The sequence below is a fragment of the Streptomyces harbinensis genome (assembly GCF_900116145.1).
Classification (GTDB): Bacteria; Actinomycetota; Actinomycetes; order Streptomycetales; family Streptomycetaceae; genus Streptomyces; species Streptomyces carpaticus.
Genome location: NZ_FPAB01000015.1, coordinates 22,425 through 48,341 on the forward strand (window position 1 = coordinate 22,425; position 25,917 = coordinate 48,341).

Annotated in this window: 26 protein-coding genes and 1 riboswitch; of the genes, 10 read left to right on the top strand and 16 right to left on the bottom strand. The window is 72.4% G+C overall.

Features of this window, described 5'->3' with window-relative positions; translation table 11 throughout:
- Positions 1–2: 2 nt before the first annotated feature.
- Positions 3–1,034: a glycosyltransferase family 2 protein gene (locus BM385_RS25415; protein ID WP_259453689.1), complete on the top strand. Its 1,032-nt coding sequence runs from the start codon at positions 3–5 to the stop codon at positions 1,032–1,034.
- Here BM385_RS25415 and BM385_RS25420 read toward each other — a convergent pair.
- The 4 genes from BM385_RS25420 to BM385_RS25435 form a co-directional block, all read right to left on the bottom strand.
- The gene (locus BM385_RS25420; RefSeq protein WP_139275235.1) at positions 1,022–2,872 is read right to left on the bottom strand and encodes an LCP family protein; all 1,851 of its coding nucleotides are present in this window, start codon (positions 2,870–2,872) and stop codon (positions 1,022–1,024) included. The two genes, BM385_RS25415 and BM385_RS25420, sit on opposite strands and share 13 nt — an antisense overlap.
- Positions 2,862–4,694, bottom strand: a complete 1,833-nt coding sequence (locus BM385_RS25425) for an LCP family protein (protein WP_093844477.1) — start codon at positions 4,692–4,694, stop codon at positions 2,862–2,864. The genes BM385_RS25420 and BM385_RS25425 overlap by 11 nt, the downstream gene beginning before the upstream one ends.
- A gap of 116 nt (positions 4,695–4,810) precedes the next feature.
- Positions 4,811–5,026 (bottom strand): hypothetical protein, encoded by a 216-nt coding sequence (locus BM385_RS25430; RefSeq protein ID WP_093844478.1) that lies wholly within the window; start codon positions 5,024–5,026, stop codon positions 4,811–4,813.
- 39 nt (positions 5,027–5,065) lie between these two features.
- A complete protein-coding gene (locus BM385_RS25435; protein WP_093844479.1) occupies positions 5,066–5,833 on the bottom strand; it encodes a TIGR03089 family protein in 768 nt (255 codons plus the stop codon).
- 128 nt (positions 5,834–5,961) lie between these two features.
- Between BM385_RS25435 and BM385_RS25440 the strand changes: the two genes are divergently transcribed.
- Positions 5,962–7,215 (top strand): peptidoglycan recognition protein family protein, encoded by a 1,254-nt coding sequence (locus BM385_RS25440; protein WP_026047711.1) that lies wholly within the window; start codon positions 5,962–5,964, stop codon positions 7,213–7,215.
- A 38-nt stretch (positions 7,216–7,253) separates the two neighbouring features.
- A complete protein-coding gene (locus BM385_RS25445) occupies positions 7,254–8,174 on the top strand; it encodes a DNA-3-methyladenine glycosylase family protein (protein ID WP_093844480.1) in 921 nt (306 codons plus the stop codon).
- 54 nt (positions 8,175–8,228) lie between these two features.
- Here the strand turns inward: BM385_RS25445 and BM385_RS25450 are convergent, their stop codons facing one another.
- Positions 8,229–8,759: an acyl-CoA thioesterase gene (locus BM385_RS25450; protein WP_019435364.1), complete on the bottom strand. Its 531-nt coding sequence runs from the start codon at positions 8,757–8,759 to the stop codon at positions 8,229–8,231.
- Between the two features lie 99 nt (positions 8,760–8,858).
- Between BM385_RS25450 and BM385_RS25455 the strand changes: the two genes are divergently transcribed.
- Positions 8,859–10,133: an LCP family protein gene (locus BM385_RS25455; protein WP_093844481.1), complete on the top strand. Its 1,275-nt coding sequence runs from the start codon at positions 8,859–8,861 to the stop codon at positions 10,131–10,133.
- 99 nt (positions 10,134–10,232) lie between these two features.
- On the opposite strand, the gene BM385_RS25460 is transcribed toward BM385_RS25455, so the two are convergent.
- Positions 10,233–11,576, bottom strand: coding sequence for a UDP-glucose dehydrogenase family protein (locus BM385_RS25460; RefSeq protein ID WP_019435362.1), 1,344 nt, complete (start codon positions 11,574–11,576; stop codon positions 10,233–10,235).
- Between the two features lie 103 nt (positions 11,577–11,679).
- Here BM385_RS25460 and BM385_RS25465 point away from each other — a divergent pair, with 103 nt between their 5' ends.
- Positions 11,680–12,840: an acyl-CoA dehydrogenase family protein gene (locus tag BM385_RS25465; RefSeq protein ID WP_019435361.1), complete on the top strand. Its 1,161-nt coding sequence runs from the start codon at positions 11,680–11,682 to the stop codon at positions 12,838–12,840.
- A gap of 49 nt (positions 12,841–12,889) precedes the next feature.
- Here the strand turns inward: BM385_RS25465 and BM385_RS25470 are convergent, their stop codons facing one another.
- Positions 12,890–13,639 carry a TetR/AcrR family transcriptional regulator gene (locus BM385_RS25470; RefSeq protein ID WP_019435360.1) on the bottom strand — a complete coding sequence of 250 codons (750 nt, stop codon included), beginning with the start codon at positions 13,637–13,639 and terminating at the stop codon, positions 12,890–12,892.
- Between the two features lie 116 nt (positions 13,640–13,755).
- On the opposite strand from BM385_RS25470, the gene BM385_RS25475 reads away from it, so the two are divergent.
- Positions 13,756–14,718 carry a daunorubicin resistance protein DrrA family ABC transporter ATP-binding protein gene (locus tag BM385_RS25475; RefSeq protein WP_019435359.1) on the top strand — a complete coding sequence of 321 codons (963 nt, stop codon included), beginning with the start codon at positions 13,756–13,758 and terminating at the stop codon, positions 14,716–14,718.
- On the top strand, positions 14,715–15,515 hold the full coding sequence (locus tag BM385_RS25480) for an ABC transporter permease (protein ID WP_019435358.1): 801 nt from the start codon (positions 14,715–14,717) through the stop codon (positions 15,513–15,515). The genes BM385_RS25475 and BM385_RS25480 overlap by 4 nt, the downstream gene beginning before the upstream one ends.
- 95 nt (positions 15,516–15,610) lie before the next feature.
- On the opposite strand, the gene BM385_RS25485 is transcribed toward BM385_RS25480, so the two are convergent.
- The 4 genes from BM385_RS25485 to BM385_RS25500 all read right to left on the bottom strand — a co-directional run bounded on the left by BM385_RS25485 (position 15,611) and on the right by BM385_RS25500 (position 19,795).
- A complete protein-coding gene (locus BM385_RS25485) occupies positions 15,611–16,405 on the bottom strand; it encodes a M23 family metallopeptidase (RefSeq protein ID WP_019435357.1) in 795 nt (264 codons plus the stop codon).
- Positions 16,406–16,410: 5 nt separating this feature from the next.
- A riboswitch (cyclic di-AMP (ydaO/yuaA leader) is annotated at positions 16,411–16,589 on the bottom strand.
- Positions 16,590–16,941: 352 nt separating this feature from the next.
- Positions 16,942–18,129, bottom strand: coding sequence for a dipeptidase (locus BM385_RS25490; protein WP_019435356.1), 1,188 nt, complete (start codon positions 18,127–18,129; stop codon positions 16,942–16,944).
- On the bottom strand, positions 18,126–18,650 hold the full coding sequence (purE, locus tag BM385_RS25495) for a 5-(carboxyamino)imidazole ribonucleotide mutase (protein ID WP_019435355.1): 525 nt from the start codon (positions 18,648–18,650) through the stop codon (positions 18,126–18,128). The genes BM385_RS25490 and purE overlap by 4 nt, the downstream gene beginning before the upstream one ends.
- The gene (locus tag BM385_RS25500; RefSeq protein WP_078576343.1) at positions 18,647–19,795 is read right to left on the bottom strand and encodes a 5-(carboxyamino)imidazole ribonucleotide synthase; all 1,149 of its coding nucleotides are present in this window, start codon (positions 19,793–19,795) and stop codon (positions 18,647–18,649) included. The genes purE and BM385_RS25500 overlap by 4 nt, the downstream gene beginning before the upstream one ends.
- A 182-nt stretch (positions 19,796–19,977) precedes the next feature.
- Here BM385_RS25500 and BM385_RS25505 point away from each other — a divergent pair, with 182 nt between their 5' ends.
- Complete coding sequence (locus BM385_RS25505; protein ID WP_093844482.1) at positions 19,978–20,448, top strand: GtrA family protein; 471 nt, start codon at positions 19,978–19,980, stop codon at positions 20,446–20,448.
- Here the strand turns inward: BM385_RS25505 and BM385_RS25510 are convergent.
- From BM385_RS25510 to BM385_RS25525, 4 genes are all read right to left on the bottom strand, one after another.
- Positions 20,424–21,683, bottom strand: coding sequence for a sensor histidine kinase (locus tag BM385_RS25510; RefSeq protein WP_019435352.1), 1,260 nt, complete (start codon positions 21,681–21,683; stop codon positions 20,424–20,426). The two genes, BM385_RS25505 and BM385_RS25510, sit on opposite strands and share 25 nt — an antisense overlap.
- 10 nt (positions 21,684–21,693) lie before the next feature.
- Entirely contained in the window at positions 21,694–22,371 is a 678-nt protein-coding gene (locus BM385_RS25515) for a response regulator transcription factor (RefSeq protein WP_093844483.1), read from the bottom strand.
- Positions 22,372–22,439: 68 nt separating this feature from the next.
- Positions 22,440–22,964, bottom strand: coding sequence for an ATP-binding protein (locus BM385_RS25520; protein WP_093844484.1), 525 nt, complete (start codon positions 22,962–22,964; stop codon positions 22,440–22,442).
- Positions 22,965–23,232: 268 nt separating this feature from the next.
- Entirely contained in the window at positions 23,233–23,613 is a 381-nt protein-coding gene (locus tag BM385_RS25525; protein ID WP_019435349.1) for an STAS domain-containing protein, read from the bottom strand.
- A 247-nt stretch (positions 23,614–23,860) separates the two neighbouring features.
- On the opposite strand from BM385_RS25525, the gene BM385_RS25530 reads away from it, so the two are divergent.
- Together BM385_RS25530 and BM385_RS25535 are read left to right on the top strand one after the other, a co-directional pair.
- Positions 23,861–24,784 carry an RNA polymerase sigma factor SigF gene (locus BM385_RS25530; RefSeq protein ID WP_019435348.1) on the top strand — a complete coding sequence of 308 codons (924 nt, stop codon included), beginning with the start codon at positions 23,861–23,863 and terminating at the stop codon, positions 24,782–24,784.
- 46 nt (positions 24,785–24,830) lie between these two features.
- The gene (locus BM385_RS25535; RefSeq protein ID WP_019435347.1) at positions 24,831–25,562 is read left to right on the top strand and encodes an MOSC domain-containing protein; all 732 of its coding nucleotides are present in this window, start codon (positions 24,831–24,833) and stop codon (positions 25,560–25,562) included.
- A gap of 15 nt (positions 25,563–25,577) precedes the next feature.
- Here BM385_RS25535 and BM385_RS25540 read toward each other — a convergent pair.
- A partial coding sequence (locus tag BM385_RS25540) for a transposase (protein WP_139275236.1) occupies positions 25,578–25,917 on the bottom strand: 340 nt, incomplete at its 5' end.

The window sequence follows — 25,917 nt, forward strand, 5'->3', positions numbered from 1 at the left end:
GGGTGACCAGCACTCCGCCCCCCGCCGTGTCCGTCATCATGCCGGTCCTCAACGAGGAACGGCATCTGCGCAACTCCGTCCAGCACATCCTGGGCCAGGAGTACGCCGGTGACCTGGAGGTCGTCATCGCCCTCGGCCCGAGCAGCGACGACACCGACCGGATCGCCGCCGAGCTCACCGCCGAGGACCCGCGGGTGCGGACCGTGCCGAACCCCACCGGCCGCACCCCCGCCGGGCTCAACGCCGCCATCAAGGCCTCCCGGCACCCCGTCGTGGTACGCGTCGACGGCCACGGGATGCTCTCGCCCGGCTACATCGCCACCGCCGTCCGCCTCCTGGAGGAGACCGGCGCCGCCAACGTCGGCGGCATCATGCACGCCGAGGGCGAGAACGACTGGGAGCGGGCCGTCGCCTGCGCCATGACCTCGAAGATCGGCGTCGGCAACGCCGCCTTCCACACCGGCGGCACGGCCGGCGAGGCCGAGACCGTCTATCTGGGGGTCTTCCGGCGCGAGGTGCTGGAGGCGCAGGGCGGCTACAACGAGGAGTTCATCCGCGCCCAGGACTGGGAGCTGAACTTCCGCATCCGGCAGGACGGCGGGCTGATCTGGTTCTCCCCCGAGCTGCTGGTCTCCTACCGGCCCCGCCCCTCGGTGCGGGCGCTCGCCAAGCAGTATCTGCACTACGGACGCTGGCGGCACGTGGTGGCCCGCTACCACGCCGGGTCCATCAACCCCCGCTACCTCGCGCCGCCCACCGCGCTCGTCGCCATCGCCGCGGGCCTGGTGACCGGCGCCGTACTGACCCCGTGGGGCTTCGTCGTCCCGGCCGGTTACCTGGCGGCCATCACCTTCGGCTCACTGCCCGCCGGCAAGGGCACCTCGGCCGGGGTACGGGTGCGCATCCCGGTCGCGCTGGCCACCATGCACATGTCGTGGGGCTGGGGCTTCCTCACCAGCCCGCGCAAGCTGGCCCGCCGGGTGCGGGCCAGCAGCGTGGCGCGGCCGGCGGCGGCCGACCGTCACCAGATGTAGCGCGGGTTGACCGTCATGCAGGCGTCCTGATCCTTGCCGGTCACCGCCTCGTCCTCCCGCAGGATGTCCTCGGGGGCGTCGTCACCGGACGCCCCGGACTCCTCGGACGCCTCGGACTCCCCGTCAGCCGGGGCATCCGGGGCGTCCGTGTCCTGCGGCGCCTCCGGCTGGTCGGGCTCCGGGTACGCGGTGCCCTCGCGCCAGTCCGCTCCGATCGTCAGCACCGGCACGGTGATGCCGGCCATTCCGCGCAGCGCGCTGTCCGGCAGGCCGAGCGCCTGCGCCACCGCCCGCGCGTCCGCCAGCTGCTGCGGATCGCCCTCCGGGTAGCCGAGCGTCGTGACGTCCTGGGTGGCGCGGGTGTCGTCCGCGTACGCGGCGGTGAAGCCCAGCCCGTACAGCGCGCCCGCGACCTCGGCGGCCCGGCCGGTGACCGGGCCGATCACGGCCGTACCGGTGCCGTTGCGCACCGCCACCGCGATCTCCTCGGCCGGCGCCGGGTCGGGCGCCTCGGCCGCCGCGCGGGCGGCCTCCGCCTCCTCCGCCTCCCGCAGACCCTCCGGGTCGTCGAGCGCCACGTCGTTGCGGATCGCGGAGAAGATCCGCTCGGCGCGCTCGGTGTCCGGGATGACATGGGCCTGGGGCCGCAGCGGATCGGGCAGCCACGGCATGGTGACCATGGTCATGGCGTCGCTCGGTACGTCCCGTACGTCCTCCCCCAGGTCGTACAGCCGGTTCACGCTGCCGAGCCCCGGGTCCACGGTGAGCGCGTCGGTGGCGGCCTCGGCCAGATCCATCAGCTGCACCGGGTCCGTCAGCTTGGTGCCCTCCTGCAACTGGGCCGCCATCGCCGTGAAGTACATCTGCTGCGCCTTGGTCCGGCCGATGTCGCTGCCGTCCTCGAAGCCGTGCCGGGTGCGCAGCCACTGGAGCGCCTGCTCGCCCTTGACCTCGGTGACGCCGGCCTCCAGCCGCAGCTTGGAGTCCTTGTCGTACACGTTGTCCGTCACGCACACCGGGACGCCGCCCACCGCGTCGGCCAGGGAGACCGCCCCGGCGAACTCCACCATCATGAAGTGGTCGATCGGAATGCCCGTCAGCTCCTCCCAGGTGGCCACGGTGCAGCCGGGACCGCCGTGCTGGATGGAGGTGTTGATGGTGCGCTCGGTCTCCGGGTAGACGGTGCCGTCCTTGGGGTCGGTGCACTCGGGGATGGTGACGCGGGTGTCACGCGGGATGCTCAGCGCCGAGATGTGCTCGCGGTCGGCCGAGACGTGGATGAGCATCTGGGTGTCGGCCAGGCCCGGGCGGTCGGCGTTGTCGCGGGCGCCGCCCAGTGCGGCGTTGGCCTCGGAGCCGCGGCTGTCCGAGCCGAGCAGCAGGATGTTGAGCGGGGTACGGCCCTCCGCGTCCGGGGTGGAGCGGGGCAGCGGCGGCTTGCTGCCCAGGTTCAGCTCCTCCTTGGTGAGGTTGCTGTTGAGGTGCCGGATGTAGAGGTAGCCGGCGCCCGCCGTGCCCAGGAGGGCGACGGCCAGGCCGCCCGCCGTCCAGCGCAGCACCCGCACCCAGCGGCGGCGGCGCGGGCGGGGGGCGGGGGGCGCGGCCTCCGGTTCCGTGGCGGCGGTGGTGGTGGTCGCAGTGGCGGTGGTGTCGGGGGCCGGGTCGGCGACAGCGGCGGCGTCCGTACCCGCATCCCCGCCGTCGGCGTCGCCGTCCGTCCCCGGGTCGGGGCCGGCGGCGGGAGCGGGTATCTCGCCCGGTTCCTCGTCGGCCGGCCGTGCTGCGTCCGCGGCGGCGTCGGGACCGGCCGCGGACTCGGGTTCGGGTTCAGGAGGCACAGATGCTCTCGTCGTCGGCGGTGATGGTGTCCACGTCGGCCGGCTTCTCGGCCTTGACCTCGATCGGGATGCCCACGCCCCGGAAGTCGTCGCCGAGGGTCAGCACCATCGGGGTGTCCCCCGCGTCCGCCGAGCCCTCCTTGAGCGCCTTCTTCGGCAGGCCCATCAGGTCGGCGAGGGTCGCGGCCTGGCCGGCCTGGTCGGGGCCGTACTCCAGGGTGGTGGTCTCCTGCGCGTCGGCGTTGGAGGCGTTGGTCGACAGCAGCACGCCGTGGGTGTTCTGGAGCCAGTTGACGGTGTCCTGCGCGGCGCCGATGACCTGGCCGCCGTTGTAGACGTCCACCCGGACCTCACCGGCCGGAGCCGGCTCGACCTTCTCCTCGTCCTGGCCCTCGTCCTTCTTGTCGTCACCGGAGTCGGTGAGCGACAGGTCCTCCTGGAGCATCCGGAACAGCGGCTGGGCCTTGGCGTCGTCGAGGACGACGGTGGCCTTGGCGTCCTCGGGCTCGTCCGGGTTGTCCACGACCGGGAGGGTGACGAAGCTGATGTCCTTGACCGGGACCTTGCCCAGTTCCTGGGCGATGTCGTTGAGCTTCTGGATGGTGCCGATACCGGTGTCCACGGTCAGCGCCTTGGTGGCGGTGTCGGCCAGGCCCCACAGCTTGGTGGGCTCGCTGAGGGTGCCGACCATCTCGCGGGCGAGCGAGCCGAGGAACTGCTGCTGGAGCTTGATCCGGCTCAGGTCGCTGCTCTGCCCGACGCCGTACCGGGTGCGGACGAACGCCAGCGCGTCCTCGCCCTGGAGGCGGTGGGTGCCGGCCTCCATGTGGAAGTGCGACTTGTCGTCGCTGATGTCCTTGGCGAGGCAGACCTCGACGCCGCCGACCGCCGTGGACAGGTCCTTGACGGCGTTGAAGTCGGCCATCATGAAGTGGTTGATCTCGACGCCGGTGATCTCCTCGACCGTGCGCCACACACAGCCCGGGTCGCGGCCGTCCACGCCGAGGCTGTAGTTGAAGCGGGTCTGCGCGGTGCCGGGGATGGTGACCGTCCGCCCGTCCTGCTTGACCTCGCACTCCGGGATGTCGGTGATGAGGTCCCGGGGGATGCTCAGCCCGGTGGCGTGGGTGCGGTCCTTGGAGAAGTGCAGGAGTATGACGGTGTCGGCGCGGCCCTCGTCGCCGCTGTTGCCGTAGTCCTCGTTCCCGGCGCCGGTGCGCTTGTCGGTGCCGATGAACAGCACATTGACCGGCTCGCCCTTCTGGAACGGGTTGTCCCGGCCCACCACATCGACCTTGTCGATGTTGTTGTTGAGGCGGTTGTAGGCGTACAGGGCGGTGGCGCAGCCCACGACGAGCAGCAGCGCCAGGCCCCCGCCTATCCACATCAGGGCTTTCTTGCCCTTGCTTTTCTTCTTGGCCTGGGCCTTGCGCCGGTCCGCCCGGCTGCCGCCGGACGCGGCGGCCGTCGCGGCGGTGTCGGACGCGGCGGCCCGGCGCGAGCCGCGCTGGGCCGGTACGGTCCGCTCTCCCGTGCGCTCCGCCGCCCGCCCGGCCGTCCGCTCCCCGGCGCCGGTGCCGCCGCCGGTGCCCCGGCTGGTGTTCTCCCGAGGCGAGGACGGGGCGCGACGCTGGTGTGGCGGAGTGCGGCGTGGGGTAGTTGTGCCGTCGGGCGCCGGGGAGCGCGCGCCGGTGCGCGGTCCGGCGGGCCCGTCGGTGCTGTCACCGGGCAGTCTCAGTTCGTAGTTACCGGTCTCCGGGTTCAACACCCACTGGTCCGCGGGATCGATGTCGCCCGCGCCTCCACGTCCCTGCGCGTCCACGTAACCGTGCGCCCTCCGTGAGCCGACTGCGAAGTCAGACGGCACACACTAGTCGCACGGTTCCGGGCCCCCGCACCGCGGTGACGTATTCCACCCGGGACGGTGGGATCTCTTGTTCAGATAGTTCCGTTTTTCGGTGCCTTCGTCGGCGGCGAGGACGCGTAGATCAAGCCGTGGTGCACCGCGTACCCGGTGCCGGCGACCGCCAGGACGACGGCCGCCACCGTCACCGCGAGCCGCCGCGCCCAGCGGGCGGTGGACGGCTGCGGACGGACGGCGGGGGTGTCTTCCTCGTACGGCCGGGGGCGGGTGGCCTGTCGGGGCAGCCTCATGCAGCCGATCCTGCGGTGCCGCCGACCGGGCGGCCACCGTCAGTCGGCGAAGTGGGTGACGCCCTCGCTCGTCCGGCGGGCGGCGAGCGCCGCCTCGTCCAGCCGGCCGGGCCCCTGTGCCGCGTTCGGGCACAGCACCACCGACGCCCCGGCGGCCAGCGGCGCGAAGAGGCCGGCGGACAGGCCGTCCCAGGTGTCCCAGCCGCGCAGGGACAGCAGCCGGTCGCCGGCGGAAAGACCGAGCCCGGCGGCGTCCGCGCGGGCCCGCTCCAGCAGGGCCGCGCCGCTGAACGTCCGGCCGCCGATCGTCAGCGCCGGGTCGGCCGGCTCCGGCGGGTCGTAGGCGGTGAAGGCGTCGCCCTGTCCCGGCACCGCCACCGCGTAGTCGGTGAAGCCGGCCGGCGGCCCCTGCGGGAACCGGGCGCCGAGCGGGCGCAGGCCGAGGGCGATGCGCTCGCCGAGGCAGGCGCGCGCCTCCTCCAGCGTGCCGGGGCCGGTGACCACGATCTCGGCCTCGGCCGGGTCGCCGCCGATGTCGGTGACGACGCCGGTGGCGGCGCAGGCCAGCACCCACACGGCGGTCTGCCAGTGGGCGGGGAGCAGCAGGGCGAGCCGGCTGCCGCGTTCGGCGCCGAGTTCGTCCTGGAGGAGGTTGCCGGTCTTCGCCACCCAATTGGCGAGGGTCGTCGCGGAGAGTTCCACGCGCTCACCGGTGGTGTCGTCGTAGTACGTCACCAGGGGGCGGCCGGGGTCGCCGGCCAGGGCGGAACGCAGCAGGTCGGCGGGGGTGTGTTCGGAAGAGTTCATCACCGCCACAGTACGCCGGGCGGGTTGTGGGCACAGCGCCCCGGGGCACCGGGCGGCGCGGCTTCTTGCTTACGGAGCGTCAGCTTACAAATGGACAGATTTGAACCACTATGTCCACGATCATTGTCATGCGTGCATTCATTGCTTCCACCGTCGGAGTCACCTGCGCCGCCGCCCTCGCCGTCCCGCTCGTCGTGCCGCTGGGCACCGGCGGGGCCGTCGCCGCGCCCGTCCCCCGAACGGCCACCGCACCGGCGGAGGTGACCGGTGTTCAGTCGCTGGCGCTCGCACCGCTCGCCACCTCCGTCCGCTCCTCCGGGGGCGGGGAGGTGGGGCTGCCGGCCCGGGAGACCGACCCGTTCTCGCTCCTCGGCGTCGTCTGGACCGATCCGGACGCGGAGTTGCACGGCGGAGTCGAGGTGCGGACCCGGGACGCGGAGTCCGGTACCTGGTCGGGGTGGCAGCCGCTGGACACCCACACCGACCACGCCCCCGACGCCGGTTCGGCGGAGGCGGACGGCGGCGAGGTGCGCGGTGGCACCGCCCCGCTGTGGGTGGGGGCCTCGGACGGCGTCCAGGTGCGGGTGTGGCCGGAGAGCGGCGAGGTGCCGGCGGACGGGCTGCCCGAGGGGCTGAGCCTGGAGCTGATCGACCCGGACACCGGGGTCGGGATCGAGGTGGCGCGCGCCGGGTCCACCGGGTCCGCCGCCCCGGCCACCGGCGGCGACGCGCAGGCCGCGGACATCGGCTCGCAGTCCGCCGCCGCCTCCTCGTCCTACCCGGGGCCGCGCCCGCCCATCACCACCCGGGCCGGCTGGGGCGCCGACGAGAGCCTGCGCGAGAGCGCGTTCGCCTACACCGACATGGTGAAGACGGTGTTCGTGCACCACACGGCGGGCGGCAACAACTACGCCTGCTCCGAGGCGCCCGCCCTCATCCGGGGCATCTACCGCTACCACGTGGTGTCCCAGGGCTGGCGGGACGTCGGCTACAACTTCTTCGTCGACAAGTGCGGCACCATCTACGAGGGCCGGGCCGGCGGCGTGGACAAGCCGGTGCAGGGCGCGCACACCGCCGGTTTCAACCACAACAGCATGGGCGTGGCCCTGCTCGGCAGCTACGGCGACACCGCGCCGCCCGCCCAGGCGGTGGACGCGGTCGCCCAGCTGACCGCGTGGAAGCTCGGCCTGTACAACCTCAACCCCAAGGGCTCGCGCAACCGGACCTCGATGGGCGGCGGGCTGTACGCGAAGGGCGTCACGGTGAAGATGGACAACGTCTCCGGCCACCGGGACGGCTTCGCCACCGAGTGCCCGGGCGAGAAGCTGTACGCCCAGCTGCCCACCGTGCGCTCCACCGCGGCGAAGCTCCAGGGGCGCTGAGCGGCATGGGCCCGGTCACCGGCTAGCCTGGCCGGGCCATGACGGAGCGCCCCCTCGAAGAGCACTGGACCCCGCCCGGGGACCAGCCGTACGACCTGCGCCGCAGCCTGGGAGTGCTGCGGCGCGGGCCGTACGATCCGGCGTTCCGCGCGGACGCGGACGGCTCGCTGTGGCGGGCGACGCGCACTCCGGACGGGCCGGCCACGCTGCGGCTGCGGCAGGGCGCGGACGGTACGGTGCGCGCCGTGTGCTGGGGGCCGGGCGCCGGGTGGGTACTGGAACGGCTGCCGGAGCTGCTGGGCGGCGCGGACGATCCGTCGGCGTTCGTACCCCGGCACCGGGTGGTGGCCGAGGCGTGGCGCCGGCACCGGGGGCTGCGGCTGGTGCGCACCGGGCAGGTCCTGGAGACGCTGGTGCCGTGCGTGCTGGAGCAGCGGGTGACCACGGAGGACGCGCACCGTTCGTGGCGGCTGCTGGTGCGCCGGTTCGGCGAGCCGGCCCCGGGGGCGCCGGAGCTGTACGTACCGCCGGGGGCGCGCGCGCTGGTGCGCGTCCCGTCGTGGGAGTGGCACCGGGCGGGGGTGGACGGCAAGCGGTCGGCGGCGATCGTGCGCGCGGCGCGGGTGGCGCGGCGGATGGAGGAGGCGGCGGCGATGGAGCTGCCGGCGGCGATCGCGCGGCTGTGCGCGGTGGACGGCATCGGGCCGTGGACGGCGGCCGAGACGCTCCAGCGCAGCAACGGCGCCGCGGACGCGGTGACGGTCGGGGATCTGCATCTGCCGGGCCTGATCGGCTACGCGCTCACCGGGGTCCGGGGCTCGGACGACGCGCGGATGCTGGAGCTGCTGGAGCCGTACGCGGGGCAGCGGTACCGGGCGGCGCGGCTGATCCTGCTGTCGGGGATCGCCCCGGCCCGGCGTGCTCCGCGCCAGCGGCATGCGCGGATCGCCAGGCTGTGAGGCGGCGGGGCCGGCGGAAGGCCCCAGGGAGGACCGTGGGAAAGGTCACACGGGTCAGCCGAGGCCGCGTGACTCCTTGATGGCGCGGCGCCTGGCCAGCCGGTGGCTGCGGCGGATGCGCGCCTCCTGGTGCCGGCGGCGGTCCTCGTCGTTCTGCGGCAGGACCGGGGGTACGGGGCGGGGCTTGCCGTTGTCGTCGACGGCGGCGAAGACGAGGTAGGCGGTGCCGACGCGGGTGGCGGGGGTGGATTCGTTCCAGCGCTCGGCCATCACCTTGACGCCGATCTCCATGGAGGAGCGCCCGGTCCAGTTGCACTGGGCATGGACATGCACCAAGTCGCCGACCTTGACGGGCTCCAGAAAGACCATCTCGTCCATCGAGGCGGTGACGGCGGGACCGCCCGAGTGCCGGCCGGCGACGGCGCCCGCGGCGTCGTCGACGAGCTTCATGATGACGCCGCCGTGCACCGTTCCCATGAGGTTGGTGTCGTTCTGCGTCATGATGTGCGACAGGGTGGTGCGCGACGCGGCGGTGGGCTTGCCGGGAAGATCGTTCTCCGGGCGGGAAATGACGGGATCTGTCATAAGACCAGCGTAAGACGGGGAATCCTTGTGCATCAGCTCTGCCACAAGTGACCGGCACCACTCCCCAACGATCACGGCCCCGGGGGACACTGCTGTGTTATGAGCGACTGGCCCCAGGGATGGACGGACGACGATCAGCCGCGCGGTGACCGGTACGGGCGGGGCAGCGGCAGCGCGAGCCCCGAGGGCGCGCGGGTGATGCCGCATGTGCGCCGGCCGGCGTCCGGGGCACCCCAGGGGCCGCCGCAGCCGAGAGGCGGCGGACACGACGCGTACCGGGACGGGTACAACGAGGGGCAGATCTACCGGGGCTCCGGCCAGGCCCCGCCGCCGCACCGCCCCGGGCCGCCGCCGCCCGGCCGGGGGCCGTACGACGGGGACGACGGTCCGCGCCCGCCCAAGCGCTGGGGGCGGCGGATAGGCTATTCGGTCCTCGCACTGGTACTGGCGCTGGTGGTGATCGCGACCGGCACGTACTTCTGGGCGAACAGCAACCTCAACCGCGAGGTGGACCTGGCCTCCGTGGAGGACCGGCCGGAGAGCGGCAAGGGCACCAACTATCTGATCGTGGGCTCGGACAGCCGCGAGGGGCTGTCCGACGAGCAGAAGCAGGACCTGTCGACCGGCTCGGCCGAGGGCAAGCGCACCGACACCATGATCCTCCTGCACGTCGGCGACAACGGCTCCACGATGGTCTCGCTGCCCCGTGACTCGTGGGTGACGATCCCGGAGTTCACCGGCTCGGTCTCCGGCAACCGCATCCCGGCGCAGCAGCAGAAGCTGAACGCCGCGTTCGCCATCGAGGGCCCGGAGCTGCTCGTGCGCACGGTGGAGTACAACACCGGCGTGCGCATCGACCACTACGTGGAGATCGGTTTCGGCGGGTTCGCCAATGTGGTGGACGCCCTGGGCGGTGTCGAGATGTGCTTCGACCAGGCGATCAAGGACGAGAAGAGCGGCGCCGACTTCGCCGAGGGCTGCCACACGCTGAACGGCTCGGAGTCGCTGGCGTTCAACCGGCAGCGGTACCAGGAGGCCGAGGGCGATCTGGGCCGCACCAAGAACCAGCAGAAGTTCCTGGGCGCCATCTCCAGCCAGGCGGGCTCGCCGGCCACGGTGCTCAACCCGTTCCGGCTGTACCCGACGCTGAGCGCCACCACGGACGCGCTGATCGTGGACCAGGATCTGAGCCTGTGGGGGCTGGGGCAGATGTTCCTGGCGATGCGCGGCGCGCACCAGATGAACATCCCGGTCGCCAACCCCGGCTACGCCACCGACAAGGGGTCGGCGGTGCTGTGGGACATGGAGCAGACCGAGTTGCTGATGAGCCAGATCATCAACGACGAGAAGGTGACGGTCGGGGTGCGGGACTGACGTCCCGCCTCGCCCCGTCCCGGTCGCGCCGCCGCGCACGCACACCCGCCCCGCCGCGTTCCCCGCGGCGGGGCGGTGTCGTCCGTACGGGTGCGCGGGTTACGCGGTGGGGCGGCCCATCGCGCGGTACGTCCAGCCGGCCTTGCGCCACACCGCCGGGTCCAGGGTGTTGCGGCCGTCCAGGATGCGGCGCTCGGTGACCACCTCGCCCAGCGCGGCCGGGTCCAGCTCGCCGAACTCCCGCCACTCCGTCAGATGCAGGACGGCGTCCGCGCCGACCGCCGCCGCCAGCGCCGTGTCGGCGTAGCGCAGGGTGGGGAAGACGGCGCGGGCGTTCTCGGTGCCCTTGGGGTCGTAGACGGTGACCTGGGCGCCCTGGAGGTGCAGCTGGCCGGCGACATTGAGCGCCGGGGAGTCGCGCACGTCGTCGGAGTCGGGCTTGAAGGTGGCGCCGAGGATGGCGATCCGGCGGCCGAGCACGGAGCCGCCGAGCGCTTCCCGGGTCAGCTCGATCATGTGGGCGCGGCGCCGCATGTTGATGGAGTCGACCTCGCGCAGGAAGGTGAGCGCCTGGTCCACGCCGAGTTCGCCCGCGCGGGCCATGAAGGCGCGGATGTCCTTGGGCAGGCAGCCGCCGCCGAAGCCGATGCCGGCCCGCAGGAACTTGTGGCCGATCCGGTCGTCGTAGCCCAGTGCCTCGGCCAGCCGCACCACGTCGCCGTCGGCGGCCTCGCAGATCTCGGCCATCGCGTTGATGAAGGAGATCTTGGTGGAGAGGAAGGCGTTGGCGGCGGTCTTGACGAGTTCGGCCGTCGGCAGGTCGGTGGCCAGGAACGGCGAGCCCTCGGCGATGGGGGTCGCGTACACCTCGCGCAGCAGGCTCTCGGCGCGCTCGCTGGTGACGCCGGCGACGATCCGGTCGGGGCGGAGGGTGTCCTGCACGGCGAAGCCCTCGCGCAGGAACTCCGGGTTCCAGGCGAGTTCGACGTCGGGGCCTGCCGGGGCGAGTCCGGCGATGACCTGGCCGAGCCGGGCGGCGGAGCCGACCGGGACGGTGGATTTGCCGACGACCAGCGCGGGCCGGGACAGATGGGGGGCGAGCGAGGCGACGGCGGCGTCCACGTAGCTCATGTCGCAGGCGTACTCGCCCGCCTTCTGCGGGGTGGTGACGCAGATGAAGTGGACGTCGCCGAACTCGGCGGCCTCCGGGTAGGAGGTGGTGAAGCGCAGCCGCCCGGTGGAGCCCTCGATACCGGCCACGTGACGGCGCAGCAGATCTTCGAGACCGGGCTCGTACATCGGGGCGCGACCCGCTCTGAGCAGGTCGATCTTCTCCTCGGCGATGTCGAGGCCCAGCACCTCGAAGCCCAGTTCGGCCATGGCGGCGGCATGCGTCGCGCCGAGATAGCCGGTGCCGATGACGGTGATCTTGAGCGAGGGCATGAAGCGAGCATAGTCCCCGTCTGGCGGGGGGAGGTCTCCAGGATCTAGGCTGAAGTTACTTAACAGTCATTAGCATCTGGCGCGTCACACAGGAGTGAGAGCGGTGGCAGGAGCAGCGGACTTCGATCTCTACCGGCCGGCCGAGGAGCACGAGCTGCTCCGGGAGTCCGTCCGCGCCCTCGCCGAGGCGAAGATCGCGCCGCACGCGGCGGAGGTGGACGAGCAGGGCCGGTTCCCGCAGGAGGCGCTGGACGCCCTGGTGGCCAGCGACCTGCACGCCGTGCACGTCCCCGAGAGCTACGGCGGCGGCGGGGCGGACGCGCTGGCGACGGTGATCGTCATCGAGGAGGTGGCGCGGGTGTGCGCCTCTTCCTCGCTCATCCCGGCGGTGAACAAGCTGGGCTCGATGCCGGTGCTGCTCTCCGGCTCGGAAGAGCTGAAGGCCCGCTACCTGGCGCCGCTGGCGCGGGGCGAGGCGATGTTCTCCTACGCGCTGTCGGAGCCGGACGCGGGCTCGGACGCGGGCGGCATGAAGACCCGGGCGGTCCGGGACGGGGACGGCTGGGTCCTCAACGGGGTGAAGCGCTGGATCACCAACGCCGGGGTCTCGGAGTACTACACGGTGATGGCGGTCACCGATCCGGACAAGCGCACCCGGGGCGGGATCTCGGCGTTCGTGGTGGAGAAGGGCGACGAGGGCGTGTCGTTCGGCGCCCCGGAGAAGAAGCTGGGCATCAAGGGGTCGCCGACCCGCGAGGTGTACCTGGACAACGTCCGCATCCCCGGCGACCGGCTGATCGGCGAGGAGGGCACCGGCTTCGCGACCGCGATGCGCACCCTGGACCACACCCGGATCACGATCGCGGCGCAGGCGCTGGGCATCGCGCAGGGGGCGCTGGACTACGCCAAGGGGTATGTCGCCGAGCGCAAGCAGTTCGGGCGTCCGGTGGGTGACTTCCAGGGCGTCCAGTTCATGCTGGCCGACATGGCGATGAAGCTGGAGGCGGCCCGCCAGCTGACGTACGCGGCGGCGGCGCGTTCCGAGCGCGGTGACGCGGACCTGACGTTCTTCGGGGCGGCGGCCAAGTGCTACGCGTCGGACGCGGCGATGGAGATCACCACGGACGCGGTGCAGTTGCTCGGCGGCTACGGCTACACCCGGGACTACCCGGTGGAGCGGATGATGCGGGACGCCAAGATCACCCAGATCTACGAGGGCACCAACCAGATCCAGCGCGTGGTGATGGCGCGCAATCTGCCGTAACGGGCCGGCCGGCCCCGGGTGAGCGGCTCCGCGCCGGGCGCGGAGCCGCTCACGGCTGTGCCCGGCGCTTCTCCATCAGGGCCTCGACGCCGTCGAGGAGGAAGTCGAGGCCGTAGGCGAACTCCTCCTCCGGCGTGCTCCGGTCGTCCTCGAACACCCCCTCGGCCACGATGCGGCTGAGCGCCGGATACTCGCCCTCGGCGACCACCCGGGCCAGCACCTTGTGGTAGACGGAGCCCCAATCGCCGTAGCTGACGCCGGTGGCGGGCTCGGCGCGGCGGATCACCTGGGTCTGCCGGGCCTCGGTGAGGGCGTAGCCGGAGACGACGCTGACCACGCCCATCCGGTCCTCCGGGGTGAGCGGAGTGCCCTCCATCGCGGCCAGGCCCGCTTCCAGCCAGGTGATGTTGTTGGGGCCCATCGGCGGGGTGCCGATGGGGATCTCCAGCAGCCAGGGGCGGCCGATCAGGGTCTCGTACTGGGCGCGGGAGAAGGCGCGGATCCGGGGGCGCCAGGGGGCGGGCCACTCCGTGGTGTCGGGCTGCCCCGTCGCCATGTCCATCATCAGATCGACGAGATCGTCCTTGCCGGGGATGTACCGGTAGAGCGACATGGTGGTCACCCCGAGCCGTTTGGCGACCTTGCCCATCGTCACACCGGCCATGCCTTCGGCGTCGGCCAGCTCCACCGCCGTACCGACGATCTGATCGACCGTCAGTGAGCCGCGCGGCCCCCTGCTGCCGGGCCGCTGCCGCCGCCACAGCAGATCGGCCGTCCGCTCCAGGTCGCGCCGCGCCATGCCGCTCCCTCACTCCCTTCGGTCACCGCTCGTCGTTTGACGCCATCCTAGAACTGTGTATCGTGTAGACAGTAGTGTATGACATACACACTTTCGGGGACAGGAAGGCACCACCCATGGCGGAACACGCGATCGTGGCGGAGGGGCTGCGCAAGCGGTACGGCGACACCTACGCCCTCGACGGATTCGACCTCACCGTCGCGGCCGGCACCCTGCACGGGGTGCTCGGCCCGAACGGCGCCGGCAAGACCACCGCCGTGCGGTCGCTGGCCACCCTGCTGCGGTACGACGCCGGACGCGCCACCGTCTGCGGCTACGACGTGGCGCGCGAGCCGCACCGGGTGCGCGGCGCCATCGGGCTCACCGGCCAGTACGCCGCCGTGGACGAGACCCTGAGCGGGCGGCAGAACCTGGTGCTGTTCGGGCGGCTGCACCGGATGTCCAAGCGGGCGGCCGGGCGGCGCGCCGACGCACTGCTGGAGCGGTTCGGCCTCACCGAGGCGGCCGGCAAGTCGGCCGGACAGTACTCGGGCGGGATGCGCCGCCGCCTCGACCTGGCGGCCAGCATCATCCGCACCCCCCGGGTGCTGTTCCTGGACGAGCCCACCACCGGACTCGACCCGCGCAGCCGCAACGAGGTGTGGGACGCGGTACGCGACCTGCTCGCCGCGGGCACCACCGTGCTGCTCACCACGCAGTATCTGGAGGAGGCCGACCAGCTGGCCGACCGGATATCCGTCGTCGACGCCGGCCGGGTCATCGCCGAGGGCACCGCCGACGAACTCAAGGCGCGCATCGGCGGCGACCGGATCGAGATCGTCACCCGGCGCGCCGCCGACCTGGTGGCGGTGGCCGGACTGCTGGAACGGATCACCGGTACCGCCGCCGTCACCGACCCGGACACCCGGCGGGTGGGCGCGCCGGTCACCGACCGGGTGGCGGCGCTGACCGAGGTCGTCCGGGCGCTGCACGCCGCCGGGCTGACCGTGGAGGACATCGGCACCCGGCGGCCCACGCTCGACGAGGCGTTCCTGCGGCTCACGGCGGACCGGACGGGGAAGACGGAGGTGGCGGCATGAGGAAGCTGCGACTGGCGGCGGCCGACAGCTGGGTGATGACCGGCCGCAACATGGCGCACGTGGTGCGCTCGCCCGAGGAGATCGGCATCTACTTCATGCTGCCGATCACCTTCGTGCTGGTCTTCGGCTACGTCTTCGGCAGCGGCATGCAGGTGCCGGACGGCGGCAACTACCGCGAGTTCCTGCTGCCCGGCGTGTTCGCGATGACCATGCTGTACGGGATGGGGGCCACCGCGACCTCGGTGGCGCACGACGCGCAGCGCGGGGTGGTGGACCGGTTCCGTTCGCTGCCGATCGCCCGCTCGGCGCTGCTGACCGGGCGCAGCGTGGCGGATCTGTTCCGCGCGCTGCTGGAGATGACCGTCCTGCTGGTCTGCGGACTGCTGGTGGGCTGGACCTGGCACCGGGGCGCCGGCTACGCCCTGCTGGCGGTGGCGCTGCTGCTGGCGCTGCGGATGGCGATGACCTGGATCGGGATCTACGTGGGGCTGCTGGTGCCCAACCCGGACACCGTCGGCACCATCATCTTCCCGCTGGCCTTCCCGCTGACGGCGGTCTCGAATGTGTTCGTGGCCCCGGAGCTGATGCCCGGGTGGCTCGGCACCATCTCGGAGTGGAACCCGCTGTCGGCGACGGTGGCGGCGATGCGGGAGCTGTTCGGCAACCCGGGACTGGCGGGCGGGAGCACCAGCTGGCCGGCGGAGAACGCGGTGGCGCTGGCGATCGCCTGGCCACTCGTCCTGGTGGCGGTGTTCGCGCCGCTGGCGGTGCGCCGGTACCAGCGGCTCAGCCGCTGAGGAGCGCCGCCCAGCGGCGTGCGCCCCGCCGTCCGGGGGGAACGGCGGGGCGCACGGGGGTCCGGTGACTCAGCGGGCCCGGTGGATCACCGGGGTCAGAGAGTGACGCCCTGGGACCGCAGGAAGGCCAGCGGGTCGATGTCCGAACCGTAGTCCGGGCCGGTCCTGATCTCGAAGTGCAGGTGCGGGCCCGTGCTGTTGCCGGTGCTGCCGACGCCGCCGAGCTGGTCGCCGGCGGACACCGACTGGCCGGCGGACACGGAGAGCGAGGACAGGTGGGCGTACTGGCTGTAGTGGCCGTCGGCGTGCTTGACGATCACCTGGTTGCCGTAGCTGCCGCCGTCACCGGCCGAGACGACCTCGCCGTCGCCCACGGCCAGCACCGGGGTGCCGGTGGCGGCCGGGAAGTCGATGCCGGTGTGGTAGCCACTGGCCCACATGGAGCCGGCCACCATGTAGCCGGTGGCGAGCGAGCCGTCCGCGATCGGGGAGACCCAGCTGCCGGTGGCGGGGGCCGGGGTGGCCTCGGCGGCCTCGGCGTCGTCCGCGGCTTCGGCGGCGGCCGTCTTGGTGCCGGCGTAGGAGGACAGCTGGAGCTTCAGACCGGGCTTGATCAGACCGGCGTCGGCGCCGACGGCCGCCTTGTTCTCCTCGTACAGGGCCTTCCAGCCGCCGTCGAGGTTCAGTTCGCGGGCGATCTTGCTCAGGCTGTCACCGGCCTTGACGGTGTACGTGGCGGTGACCGCCGGCTCGTCGGCGGCGTGCGCGGCGCCGGCGGTGGCCAGCGGCACGGCGATCGCGGCGCCGGAGGCGGCCAGCAGGACGGAGGTACGGGTGATACGGGTGAAGCGGGGGGCGCGCGAGGCGCGGTGACGACCGCGTCCGGACATACGGGGGCTCCTCTCATCGCCTGCGAGGTGAGCTGTCGGGTTCGGGCCGGAGAAGTAGCCCGGCCACTGCCGTGCGGACGAGCCGTACGGCGGCGGCTTCACCCCGAGCCGGTCCGCGGGTGAGCGGTCCGGCGGGAAGTGGGTCCCCCGCTCCTGTCATGGGGAAGGACTGCGTTTCCGTGACCGGTGACAGGATTCGGCGTCCGGTCTCGGATCGTCGCGGGTGCGACGCGGAAGCACCGTAATCCCGTTAATTCGGACAGGACAACCAGCGCCGGGCGGCGCCGTCGTGATCACGGAAGGGAAACGGTCCGGCGCGCCGGGGGGCGCACCGGACCGTACGGCCACCAACTTCAGCTGGGCTTTTCCTACTTAACGGACATCGGAACGGGGCCGGCGGAGTACGGCGGGGGCCCGGACCGGCCGGAAAGTGAGGTCGGTCACGGGTCTCCGCCCAAGAGGAGCTTTAGCACCCATTGTTCGCAATGCCCTATTCGCCCCGGCCGGGATGACCGGTGCCCGGTGCCCGGTGCTCCTCAGCCGTCCAGCGTGGCGATCGTCGCGATCGACGGGCCACGGGTGGCGGACAGCTTCGCCGCCACCGCCTCCGCCTCACGCAGTACCCGGACCGCGTTGTGCCAGGTCAGCTTGGCCACATCGGCGTCCGACCAGCCACGGCCCAGCAGTTCGGCGATCAGGTGGGGGTAGCCGGCCACCGAGTCCAGGCCCTCGGGGAAGAACGTCGTCCCGTCGAAGTCGCCGCCGAGGCCGATGTGGTCCACGCCGGCGACCTCGCGCATGTGGTCCAGATGGTCGGCGACGGTCGCACAGGTGGCCAGCGGGCGGGGATGCGCCTCGGCGAAGGCGTGCTGGACCCGCAGCCCGGCCTCGGTGGTGTCCAGCCGGTGCAGTCCATGGGCGTTCATGTTCGCGTCGGCGCGGCGGGCCCACTCCACGGCCTCCGGCAGCACGAAGTTGGGCACGAAGGTCGCCATCGCCACCCCGCCGTTGGCCGGCAGCGCGGCCAGCACGTCGTCGGGGATGTTGCGCGGGTGGTCGCACACGGCGCGCGCCGAGGAGTGCGAGAAAATCACCGGCGCCTCGCTGACGCGCAGCGCGTCCCGCATGGTGTCGGGCGAGACGTGCGACAGATCGACGAGCATGCCGATCCGGTTCATCTCCCGGACCACCTCCTCGCCGAACGCGCTCAGGCCCTGGTGCCGGGGCTCGTCCGTCGCCGAGTCCGCCCAGTCGATGGTGTCGTTGTGGGTGAGCGTCATGTAGCGCACGCCGAGTGCGTACAGGGCGCGCAGCGTGGCCAGCGAGTTGTTGATGGAGTGCCCGCCCTCGGCGCCCATCAGCGAGGCGATCCGCCCCTCGGCCCTGGCCCGCTCCATGTCGTCCGCCGTGGTGGCGGGGGCGAGGTCGGCGGGGTAACGGTCGAGCAGCTGCCGTACCGCGTCGATCTGTTCCAGCGTGGAGCTGACCGCTTCGTCGCCGGCGAAGTCGGAGCGGGTGTAGACCGACCAGAACTGCGCGCCGACGCCGCCGGCCCGCAGCCGGGGCAGGTCGGTGTTCAGGTGGGCGCTCTGGTCGGTGGCGATGTCGCGGCGGTCGAGGTCGTAGCCCACCTGCACCCGCAGCGCCCACGGCAGGTCGTTGTGGCCGTCCACCACGGGGTGTTCGGCGAGCAGGGCGCGGGCCCGGGCGAGGAGGTCGCTCACTTGCCGGCCTCCTTGGCGACTGTGGCCCGCAGCTTGCGGCCCTTCTCGCCGGCCTGGGCGTTGAGGACGCGCTGGAAGTCCTGCATCCGGGCGCGCAGCCGCTCGTCGTGGGCCGCGAGGAGACGGACCGCGAGCAGTCCGGCGTTGCGGGCGCCGCCCACCGAGACGGTGGCGACCGGCACCCCGGCGGGCATCTGCACGATGGACAGCAGCGAGTCCATGCCGTCCAGGTGCTTGAGCGGCACCGGCACGCCGATGACCGGCAGCGGGGTCAGGGAGGCCAGCATGCCGGGCAGGTGGGCGGCGCCGCCCGCGCCCGCGATGATCGCCTTCAGCCCGCGCCCGGCGGCGCCCTCGCCGTAGGCGACCATCTCGCGCGGCATGCGGTGCGCGGAGACCACATCCGCCTCGTAGGGCACCTCGAACTCGTCGAGCGCCTGGGCCGCGGCCTGCATCACCGGCCAGTCGGAGTCGGAGCCCATGACCAGGCCGATGACCGGCGGCACGTTGCGCGTACTCATTCGTCGATCGTTCCCCGCAGGTAGTCGGCGGCGTGCCGGGCGCGTTCGCGCACCTCGGCCAGGTCGTCGCCGAAGGTGGTGACGTGGCCGACCTTGCGGCCGGGCTTCACGTCCTTGCCGTACATGTGGATCTTCAGCCCCGGGTCGCGGGCCATGCAGTGCAGGTACGCCGGGTACATGTCGGGGTAGTCGCCGCCGAGGACGTTGACCATCACGGTCCACGGGGCGCGCGGCCGGGGGTCGCCGAGCGGCAGGTCGAGGACGGCCCGCAGATGGTTGGCGAACTGGGAGGTGACGGCGCCGTCCTGGGTCCAGTGCCCGGAGTTGTGCGGGCGCATCGCCAGCTCGTTGACGAGGACGCGGCCGTCCGTCGTCTCGAACAGTTCGACCGCCAGGTGGCCGGTGACGTCCAGCTCGGCGGCGATCCGCAGCGCGAGCTGCTGGGCGGCGGCGCCCAGCTCGTCCGGCAGGCCGGGGGCGGGCGCGATGACGGTGTCGCACACGCCGCGCACCTGGATGGATTCGACGACGGGGTAGGCGACGGCCTGGCCGTGCGGGGAGCGCACCACGTTGGCGGCCAGCTCGCGGGTGTAGTCGACCTTCTCCTCGGCGAGCACCGGCACCCCGGCGCGGAACGGCTCGGCGGCGGCCGGGTCCTCGGCGGAGTCGATGACCCACACGCCCTTGCCGTCGTAGCCGCCGCGCACCGTCTTGAGCACGACCGGGAAGCCGCCGCCCTCCTCGTGGGCGAAGCGCGCCACGTCGGCCGGATCGGTGACGATCCGGTGCCGGGGGCAGGGGATGCCGAGGGCGCTGAGCCGGGCGCGCATGACGCCCTTGTCCTGGGCGTGCACCAGGGCCGCGGGGCCGGGGCGGACCGGGATGCCGTCCGCCTCCAGGGCGCGCAGATGTTCGGTCGGGACGTGTTCGTGATCGAAGGTGATCACGTCACAGCCCTGGGCGAAGGCCCGCAGGGTGTCCAGATCGCGGTAGTCGCCGACCACGACCTCCCGTACGACCTTGGCCGCCGAATCCTGCGGGGTGTCGCTGAGGATCTTGAAATTGATGCCGAGCGGGATGCCCGCCTCGTGGGTCATCCGGGCGAGCTGCCCGCCGCCCACCATGCCGACTACCGGGAATGTCACGGTCCCCAGGGTATCGGCCGGGTGCCGGGAGCCCGGCGGGGGCGGTACCGGAACCGCGGGGCGCCGGGTGCGCGTCGGCCCGGGCACGGTCCGTTCGCCGCTTCACCGGGCGCCCGACCCGGGTAGCTGGTTAGCATGATCGCAGGCTTATGTGATGTTCTGTACGACTTTGAAAGGCTCCGATGCGCCCCAGGCTCCCGCTGCCGCCCCCGCTCGCCCGCGAGGCGGCGAAGTTCGGCACGGTCGGCGCCTTCGGGTTCCTGGTCAACGTCGCGGTCTTCAATCTCTGTGCCCAGCTGCTCGGCGTCGAACCGCTGCTCTCCGGGGTGCTCGCCACCGGCACCGCCATCACGGCCAACTACTTCGGCAACCGGCACTGGACCTACCGTGACCGCGACAAGGGCCGGCAGCGGCGCGAGGCGGCGCTGTTCGCGCTGTTCTCCTGCGCCGGCCTGGTGCTGGAGAACGCCGCGCTGGCCGTCTCCCACTACGGCCTGGGCTTCACCTCCGCCCTCGCGGACAACCTCGCCAAGAACGTGATCGGGCTCGGCATCGCCTCGGCGTTCCGCTTCTGGTCCTACCGCACCTGGGTCTTCAAGGAGCACGAGCCGGAGCGCGCCCGCCCCGCTCACTCCCCCGCCGACGCGCTCTGAACGGCTTCCCGGCTCAGGAACAGCGCGAACACCGGGGGCCGCTGCTGGAGCAGCTCCAGCCGCCCGCCGTCCGCCTCCGCGAGATCACGGGCCACCGCGAGCCCGAGCCCGGTCGAGTTCCGGCCGGAGACGGTCCGCTCGAAGACCCGGGAGCCCAGCTCCACCGGCACCCCCCGGCCCTCGTCCGTCACCTCGATCACCACCTGATTGCCGGTGGTACGGGTGCGCAGCGCCACCGTGCCCGCACCGTGCATCAGCGAGTTCTCGATCAGGGTGGCCAGCACCTGGGCCACCGCCCCGGGGGTGCCCACCGCGCGCAGCCCGGCCTTCCCCGAGTGCACCAGGGCCCGCCCCGAGCCCCGGTAGGCGGGCTTCCACTCCTCGATCTGCTGGAGCACCACCTCGTCGATGTCGAAGCCGACCGCCGAGCTGGAGCGGACGTCCCGGGAGTTCGTCAGCAGCCGCTGCACGACGTCCGTGAGCCGTTCCACCTGGGTGAGCGCGATCGCCGCCTCCTCCTGCACGGTGTCGCGGTCGTCGGCGGTGGCGATGATCTCCTCCAGCCGCATCGACAGCGCGGTCAGCGGGGTGCGCAGCTGGTGGGAGGCGTCGGCGGCCAGCCGGCGCTCGGCGGTGAGCATCCGGGCGATCCGCTCGGCGCTGCCGTCCAGCACGTCCGCCACCCGGTCCAGCTCGGCCACCCCGTAGCGGCGGTGGCGGGGGCGCGGATCGCCCGAGCCGAGGCGTTCGGCCGTCTCGGCGAGATCGGTCAGCGGGGCGGAGACCCGGGCGGCCTGCCGCACGGCGAGCAGCGCGGCGGCGGCCACCGCCAGCAACGACACCACCAGGATGATCATCAGAATGCGGGTGATCTCGTCGTCCACGATGCCGCGCGGCTGCTGCACGGTGACGGTCTCCCCGTTGACCCCGCTCTCCTCGGCGGTCAGCGCGTCGTCCTCGGCCGGCAGGCCCAGCGCGATGGGCGATCTGCCGGGCTGCTCGATGCGCACATGCCGGTCCTCGGGCACGAAGGAGGCCATCTTCGCGGCGGTGACCTGCTCACCCGCCGCGATCCGGCTCTCCACGACCGCCACCAGCCGGGCCGCCTCCGACTGGAGCCGATCCCGGGCGGTGGACTCGATGGAACGGGCCTCCACGAAGAACAGCGAGACACCGAAGACCGCGATGACGACCAGGACGACGGCGAGGGTGGAATTGATCAGACGGCGGCGCACGGGGCGGGGATCAGCTCTTCTCGAAACGGAAGCCGACGCCCCGGACGGTGGCGATGTAACGCGGGTTGGCGGCGTCGTCGCCCAGCTTCTTGCGCAGCCAGGAAATGTGCATGTCGAGGGTCTTGGTCGAGGACCACCAGGTGGTGTCCCACACCTCGCGCATCAGCTGCTCCCGGGTGACCACCCGGCCGGCGTCCCGGACCAGGACCCGCAGCAGATCGAACTCCTTCGCGGTCAGATGCAGCTCCTCCTCGCCCATCCAGGCACGGTGCGACTCCACGTCGATGCGGATGCCGTGCACGGCCGGGGCCGGTACGTTCTCGGCCGCGCCGCGCCGCAGCAGCGCCCGCACCCGGGCCAGCAGCTCGGCGAGCCGGAACGGCTTGGTCACGTAGTCGTCGGCACCGGCGTCCAGGCCGACGACGGTGTCCACCTCGTCCGCGCGGGCGGTCAGCACCAGGACGGGCAGGCCGAAGCCCTCGGTGCGCAGCCGGCGGCAGACCTCCAGGCCGTCCATGCCCGGCAGCCCGAGGTCGAGCACGACGAGATCGACGTCACCGCGCAGCCCGGCCCGCAGCGCGCCCGGCCCGTCCTCGCGCACCTCCACCTCGTACCCCTCGCGGCGCAGGGCGCGGGCCAGCGGTTCGGAGATGGAGGCGTCGTCCTCGGCGAGCAGTACTCGGGTCATGGGGCCGATGGTAGACCGCCCGGGGCGCCGCGCCCCGTGGGACGGTCCAGGTCGGTGCCGGTGAGCACTCAGGGGGCGGTGGGGGCCGCCAGCTCCGCCCACACCGTCTTGCCCGCCGGGCCGCCGTGGCCGGGGGCGGGGGCGGGGTCGCGGACCACGCCCCAGTCCAGGCTGAGCCGCTGCACGATGAACATGCCGTGCCCGCCGGGCCGCCCGGCGCGCCGGGCGAGATCGGGGGCGGGCAGTCCGCTGCCGCCGTCGCTGACCTCGACGCGCAGGATCTTGGGGCCGCAGCCCAGCCGCAGCTCGTCGGGGCCGCCGGCGTGCAGACACGCGTTGGTGACCAGTTCGGAGACGACCAGCAGGGCGTCCTCGGCGGCGGCCTGCGCCTCGGGGGTGGCGGCGGGCAGCCAGCCCCAGTCGTGCAGCGCCACCCGGGCGAACTCCCTGGCCCGCGGGACCACGCCGGAGGTGCCGACGAGCCGCAGCCGGCGGATCTGCGTCAGCGGTTCGATCTGCGCGGAGCGCTCCGTCCCGGATCCCGCGCCGTTCCCGCCGTGCTCGTCCGCCGGATACGGATGGGTCGTACTCACTGCACGCCTCCCTCGCCGCATCACCGCGTGCCGCCTCACCTGAGCCGCACGGACACATCGCCATGACTTGTCGTTGTGACATGTCGCCCTGACCTGCCGGCCGGTTCCCCGGCCGGCCGCCGGATGCATCACGATCGTCCGGCGTAGCGGGTCTCCTGCCCGGAAGGGCGGGGAGAACACCCGCCCGATCCGGGGAATAGTGTGACCTGCCGGAAGCCCTCCCGTACAGCGGGTCCTACCTGCGGGAACGGCGGGATCGCGGCGCGCTTCAGCTGCCGGGGAGAGCGGCGAGAGCGTCGTCCAGGCTGCTGTGGACGGTGAACACCGCGCCGGCGCCGGTGATCTCGAAAACGCGGGCCACCACGGGGCGCATCGCGGCCAGATGCACGCCGCCGCCCGCGGCCTCGGCGTCGATGCGGGTGGTGAGGAGCACATTGAGCCCGGTGGAGTCGCAGAACTCGAGAGCCGAACAGTCGATAACGATTCGGGAACATCCGTCCGCGACGCAGCCGTCGAGTGACTCACGCAACATTCCGGCGGAATGATGGTCGAGTTCACCGGCGGGCGAGACGACCGCCCCGGCGCCGATACGCCGCACATCGACCGTCAACTGGCGCCGGTTTCCGCTGTCCGGCATCGCGCGGTCCATGCAGCCCCCTTCAATTGGAATGGGCTTCCTGGGTGACTCCGAACCTTAGCCCGTTGCGACGCGGCTCAACACCCGAACAGGAGCGACATAGCCATCAATTCAGACATAGCGGACTTGCTATGTCCGCGGGAAGACGGGTAGGGCTAGATAAGCAACAGCAGTCCACGCCGGCTTTGGAGGCGCCGCACCTCGCAGTGCACGTCACGGCCTCGGCAGCCATATGCCGAAAAACTACGGAGGACACCACATGTCACCCGCCCCCCGGACAGCAGACCGGACCGAAGAACCGCAGACCGCTCCCGAGCAGCACACGGTGGCTTCACGCTCCGAGGTCCCCCCGCCTGTCCCGGAGAACCCGCACCAGCTGCTTCCGGAGATTCCCGAACCCCAGCGTTTCGACGAGATCGCCCCGATGGACGCGCGGGCGCTCTCCAAGGACCTCTTCGCCAGGCTGAAGGTCCTCGAAGAAGGAACACACGAGTACGCGTACGTCCGCAACACCCTGGTCGAGCTGAATCTCGCGCTGGTGAAGTTCGCCGCCTCGCGATTCCGCTCCCGCAGCGAGCCGATGGAGGACATCGTCCAAGTCGGCACCATTGGACTTATCAAGGCGATCGACCGATTCGAGGCGGACCGCGGCGTGGAATTCCCCACGTTCGCGATGCCCACCATCATCGGTGAGATCAAGCGTTTCTTCCGCGACACCTCCTGGTCGGTACGGGTGCCGCGACGGCTCCAGGAACTGCGGCTCGACCTGGCGAAGGCCGGCGACGAGCTGGCGCAGCAGCTGGACCGCTCCCCGACCGTCGCCGAACTCGCCGAGCGGCTGAAGATCAGCGAGGACGAGGTCGTGGAGGGCATGGCGGCCTCCAACGCCTACACCGCCAGCTCGCTGGACGCCCAGCCCGAGGAGGACGACGCCGAGGGCGCGCTGGCCGACCGGATCGGCTACGAGGACAACGGCCTGGAGGGCATCGAGTACGTCGAGTCCCTGAAGCCGCTGATCGCCGAACTGTCGCCCCGCGACCGCAAGATCCTCTCGCTGCGGTTCGTCGCCAACATGACGCAGTCCGAGATCGGCGAGGAACTGGGCATCTCCCAGATGCACGTCTCCCGGCTGCTCGCCAGGACCCTGCGCAGGCTGCGCAACGGCCTGATGACGGAGGACTGACGCACGACCGGCGCGCATGGCCCGGCCGGGCCGTAGGCTGGCAGCCATGAAGCTGCTGTCCGTCAACACCGGCCGGGCCCGCGTCGTTCCCTACACCGACACGGCCGGCGGCCTCACCGGCATCGACAAGCGCCCGGTGGCCGGCCCGGTCGCGGTGGCCGCCCCGGGCCCGCGCGGCGCCGGCGGCAGCGGCCTGGCCGGCGACGACGTGTGCGACCTGCGGCACCACGGCGGCGACGACCAGGCGGTGTACGTCTTCGCCCGCGAGGACCTGGACCGCTGGGAGAGCGTGCTGGGCCGCGCACTGTCCCCCGGCGTCTTCGGCGAGAACCTGACCACCAGCGGCATCGACGTCAGCGGCACCCTCATCGGGGAGCGCTGGCGGATCGGCGACGACCTCGTACTGGAGGCGACCGCGCCCCGCATCCCGTGCCGCACCTTCGCCGACTGGCTCGGCGAGCGCGGCTGGGTCAAGCGCTTCACCCAGGACGCCGCCCCGGGCGCGTACTTCCGGGTGCTGCGGCCCGGCAGCGTACGGGCCGGGGACCCGGTGCAGGTGCTGCACCGCCCCGACCACGAGGTGACGGTGTCCTTCCTCTTCCGCGCCCGCACCACCGCCCCCGAACTGCGCCCGCGCGTCATCGCGGCCGGCAGCGCCCTGTCGGCCGAGGAGCACGCCCGCGCCCTCGCCTGGGCCGAGCCGGCCCCGGCGCCCGGGGCCGCTTCCGCACCCGCGCAGGGAGCCGCCTCCGCGCCCGGGCCCGCGCCCGTCGGCTAGGGCGTTTCTTCCGGATCATCTCGCCGACCAGATGAAGATGGCGGCGAGGTGGAGTCCGGCGAGGTAGCTGGTTGCGGTCTTGTCGTAGCGGGTGGCCAGGCCGCGCCATTGCTTGAGCTTGTTGATGCAGCGTTCGACCGTGTTCCGCTGCTTGTATGCCTCGCGGTCGAGGGCCGGCGGGCGGCCGCCCAGCCTGCCGCGCCGTTTGCGGTTCGCGGCCTGGTCGGCTGGCTGGGGAATCACCGTCCGGATCCCACGCTGCCGCAGGTGGCTGCGGATCGCGCGGGACGAATACGCCTTGTCGGCCAGGACCACTTCCGGTGTGGTCCTGGGCCTGCCGATCGGCCGGGGCACC